Origin of the sequence: Parafrankia soli (assembly GCF_001854695.1) — a bacterium.
Classification (GTDB): domain Bacteria; phylum Actinomycetota; class Actinomycetes; order Frankiales; family Frankiaceae; genus Parafrankia; species Parafrankia soli.
Genome location: NZ_MAXA01000106.1, coordinates 1 through 3,047, shown reverse-complemented (window position 1 = coordinate 3,047; position 3,047 = coordinate 1). Strand labels below are relative to the sequence as shown.

5 protein-coding genes are annotated in these 3,047 nt (G+C 70.6%); 4 read left to right on the top strand and 1 reads right to left on the bottom strand.

Annotated elements, in window-relative coordinates; translation table 11 throughout:
- Nucleotides 1–73 precede the first annotated feature (73 nt).
- The 4 genes from BBK14_RS10395 (at nt 74) to BBK14_RS10380 (ending at nt 2,656) form a co-directional block, all read left to right on the top strand.
- Entirely contained in the window at nt 74–418 is a 345-nt protein-coding gene (locus BBK14_RS10395) for a hypothetical protein (RefSeq protein ID WP_071061410.1), read from the top strand.
- On the top strand, nt 418–1,470 hold the full coding sequence (locus BBK14_RS10390; RefSeq protein ID WP_071061408.1) for a hypothetical protein: 1,053 nt from the start codon (nt 418–420) through the stop codon (nt 1,468–1,470). Before BBK14_RS10395 ends, BBK14_RS10390 begins: the two co-directional genes overlap by 1 nt.
- A 101-nt stretch (nt 1,471–1,571) precedes the next feature.
- On the top strand, nt 1,572–1,856 hold the full coding sequence (locus BBK14_RS10385; protein ID WP_131802220.1) for a hypothetical protein: 285 nt from the start codon (nt 1,572–1,574) through the stop codon (nt 1,854–1,856).
- Complete coding sequence (locus BBK14_RS10380; protein WP_071061404.1) at nt 1,853–2,656, top strand: DNA methyltransferase; 804 nt, start codon at nt 1,853–1,855, stop codon at nt 2,654–2,656. The genes BBK14_RS10385 and BBK14_RS10380 overlap by 4 nt, the downstream gene beginning before the upstream one ends.
- A 99-nt stretch (nt 2,657–2,755) precedes the next feature.
- On the opposite strand, the gene BBK14_RS10375 is transcribed toward BBK14_RS10380, so the two are convergent.
- Nucleotides 2,756–3,047: aminoglycoside phosphotransferase family protein (locus tag BBK14_RS10375; protein WP_241831377.1), on the bottom strand; the 292-nt coding region annotated here is incomplete at its 5' end.

Here is a 3,047-nt window from a genome sequence, read left to right as displayed (position 1 = left end):
CGGCCGAACTGGACGCGGGGCAAGCGATGAGCGTCCCCGCTACCCCCAACGACGGCTCTGATGGGAGTGCTCAATGACCGCCTACGTCTGTCCGGAATGCGGCGAGTCCGCCACCGATGACGCTCACCTTGACGGCTCGCCACTGTGCCCCGTGGTGGGCGCCGCCGGCTATGAGCCTGCGCGGGCGGTGCTCGTGGACTCCCCGGAGGGTCAGCTAGTCCAGGACCAGCTCCTGGACGCCTTCGGTGTGGACGCCGCGCTGGACGTGATCCGAAACGGGACGTCGGAGCAGGACGCGCTCGACGGCGTGCTCGGTTCGGCTGGGTCCTACGGCCTCGACCTAGACGGGATCGCCCCCGCAGTAGGCGCCTCGTTCCGCGAGCACCTGACCAGCTATCGCGGACGGACGGCGCACTGATGAAGGAGGCTTGGCGGGCGGCCGACCTGCCGGTGGAGCGCTGCTGGGTCCACTGCGGTCACGCCCTTTACCTGGCCCAGGACATCGACTACAGCCGCGAGCCCCGCGCGCTGTGGCACGTCTATTACCGGCCGCGCCCGCTGTCCCCGCTCGACCACAATCCGCTGAAGCGGGTGAGGGAGGTCCAACACCTCGCGAGCGACCCGGAATGGGCGGAGGCTATCCGTCTTGCCGAGGCGATGGTGGGCGCCGGCCAGATCCAAGCCGCACCCGACACCGAGCAGACCCGAATCAAGGCCGACAGTATCGTCCGCGAGGCTGGCATCGCCGGTTTCATCGCGCCGGAGAAGCTGTCCCAGCTCGACGTCGTGCCGTTCCGGTACGACCCGACCCGGCCACCGCTGCCGGAGCATGGGCTTCAGATCGGCCGGGACGACGCCGGTACCTGGCGCACCTACCAGTACCGCTACCCGACCTCGACGCTGACCAGCGGGCATGCCAGCAACATCGAGGCCTTTTGGGCCTGCCACAGCCTGCGCGAGATCGCCGCGTGGTCGACCACGATCGACATCCGGGCTGAGGTCGAGAGCGAGCCGCAGTGGTGCCGGTTCGACCGCGAAAGCCTGGCCGGGAAGGTCAACCGAGTCGGCGAGAGGTTCGCTGAATGGCGAGCGCCCGTCCCACTGGCGGCGGAACCAACTCAAAAGGTCGCAGGGTTGCCGGGATTTCACCTGGTTGCTTTCGGACGCGGCAACTGGTCGATCGTCCGCAACTGGGACCGCCGAACGGTGCTGAGCGGAATCCGGGCGCGAGAGAAGGCCGCGACCGCTGCCCGTGCGCTGGCTGAACTGGGCGATCTTGCCGTTGTTCCGGGTTACGTCCTGCCCTTCTTTCCCGCGCTGCGCGAGGACATCGAGGCGATCAGGTGGGAGGCGACGGGCCGCAGCCCCGAGGCACCCGCCTGGGCCGAGAGGTGTCGCGCCCATGCCGCCGAAATCCGCCACGCGGTGGCCGAGAAAGTAGCGAAGGACGCCGTGGGGGGTCGGCGATGAGCGGCCCGGGTGCCCAGCGGCCATGCCCGGCGGGTGCCGACTGCGTTGCCGGGCACACGGCCGCCCGAGCGTGGCTACACGACCTGGTCCAGCTGATGTTGATGACCGGCAGCGTGGCGCAGCGGCCCGACCGCGACCTGCACCCGTGGCTGGAAGGTCTCAGCCTCCGGCCGGACGGACACCCCACGCCGGATGCGGTGGAGCTGACCACCGGCCTCGCGGGCCGGGAGCCGGGTTCGCTCGGGCACGACGGCAGCGATCGCTTCCAGGCCACCCGGAAGATCATCAGTGCCGCCGGCCTCGACCCTGATACGTGGGGAGTCTGCCCCGCCTGCGGCGGCCACGGCGTCCACCCCGACGACGTGCCGCCCGAGGGGCGGCCATGAAGGAAAACCGCCAGGCGACCATCAGGGCCGCCGGGGTTCTCGCCGATGACCTGAACGCGCAGGGCGTCGAGCCGTCCGAGGCCGCCCAGGTCGCCGCCTGCTGGGCACATACGGCCACCGTGATCCTCTGGTGCGAGCGCCTCGATCTGCTGCCCGCCCGTATCAGCGCCGGCCGCGAGCTCACCGGGGCCGTGCGCGCCGGGGTCGAGGATCTTGCCGCGCATCCGGCCACGGCCGGCTTCGCTGACCCCGCCGTCAACCCGGCGATGCGCGTCACCCCGGGCCTGGCTGCCCTCGCCGAGCTCGGCGACGCCTTGGCCGCCAGCCCGGATCACGGCTGGGACACCTGGACGGTCGGCGACCTGTACCAGGAGCTGTCCGCCGAGGCCCGCAAGGAACGAGCGCTCGCCCAGACCCCTCGGTTCATCGCCTACCCCCTCGTCGACTGGACGGTTGGGCGGGCCATGCTCGATCTCGGCGACGACGCGAAGGACATCCGGGTCATCGACCCCGCCTGCGGCACCGGGCACCTGCTCGTCGCCGCCGTACGCAAGGTCCGGCACCTGCCGCACCGGATGGGCATGCTCCGGATCGACAGGGCCGTCGACGCGGTACGCGGCGTCGACCTCGACCCCTACGCGGCGCTCATCGCCCGTTGGCGGCTCGCTGTCGAATGCCTGCCCTACCCGCGACCGGCGATCTGGGGTGACCTCGACCCGGACCTACCGATCCACGTGGCCCCCGCGAACAGCCTGCTCGACACTCATCCGCTGCTCGAGCCCGGCCAGTACCACGCCTGATTACGTAGGTGAGAACGGGCACCATCTGTCGGTCAGAGTCGGCCGCGGCTCGGGTGGGCGGGTTGGTCGTGTCGGTGAGTTTGGGCACCAGCCTGTCGATCATGCGGCCAGGGCGTGTGCGATCTCCCAGGCGACCGCTTCGAACTGGGTGTCGTGATGGGCGTTGCCCCAGAGCGCGTCGTCGACGCTGCGGACGAAGGCCCAGGCATGGGCTCTTGCCTGGTCGAGTCCGGCGGCGTCCACGAGGGTGTCGATCCGCCGGCGGACTGCGCGGGCGGGCTGGCCGCTGGCGGTGATGTCGTCCCAGCGGTTCCGCAGCAGGGGTAGCAGGTCATATTCGGGGGCCCCGGTTAGCGGTTTCGGGTCGATGGCGTTCCAGGGCTGGCGGGTG

Excerpts from the sequence above, each read along its gene's own strand:
- BBK14_RS10385 (WP_131802220.1), top strand. The coding sequence starts at position 1,572 with ATGACCGGCAGCGTGGCGCAGCGGCCCGACCGCGACCTGCACCCGTGG.
- BBK14_RS10380 (WP_071061404.1), top strand. The coding sequence starts at position 1,853 with ATGAAGGAAAACCGCCAGGCGACCATCAGGGCCGCCGGGGTTCTCGCC.
- BBK14_RS10390 (WP_071061408.1), top strand. The coding sequence starts at position 418 with ATGAAGGAGGCTTGGCGGGCGGCCGACCTGCCGGTGGAGCGCTGCTGG.
- BBK14_RS10395 (WP_071061410.1), top strand. The coding sequence starts at position 74 with ATGACCGCCTACGTCTGTCCGGAATGCGGCGAGTCCGCCACCGATGAC.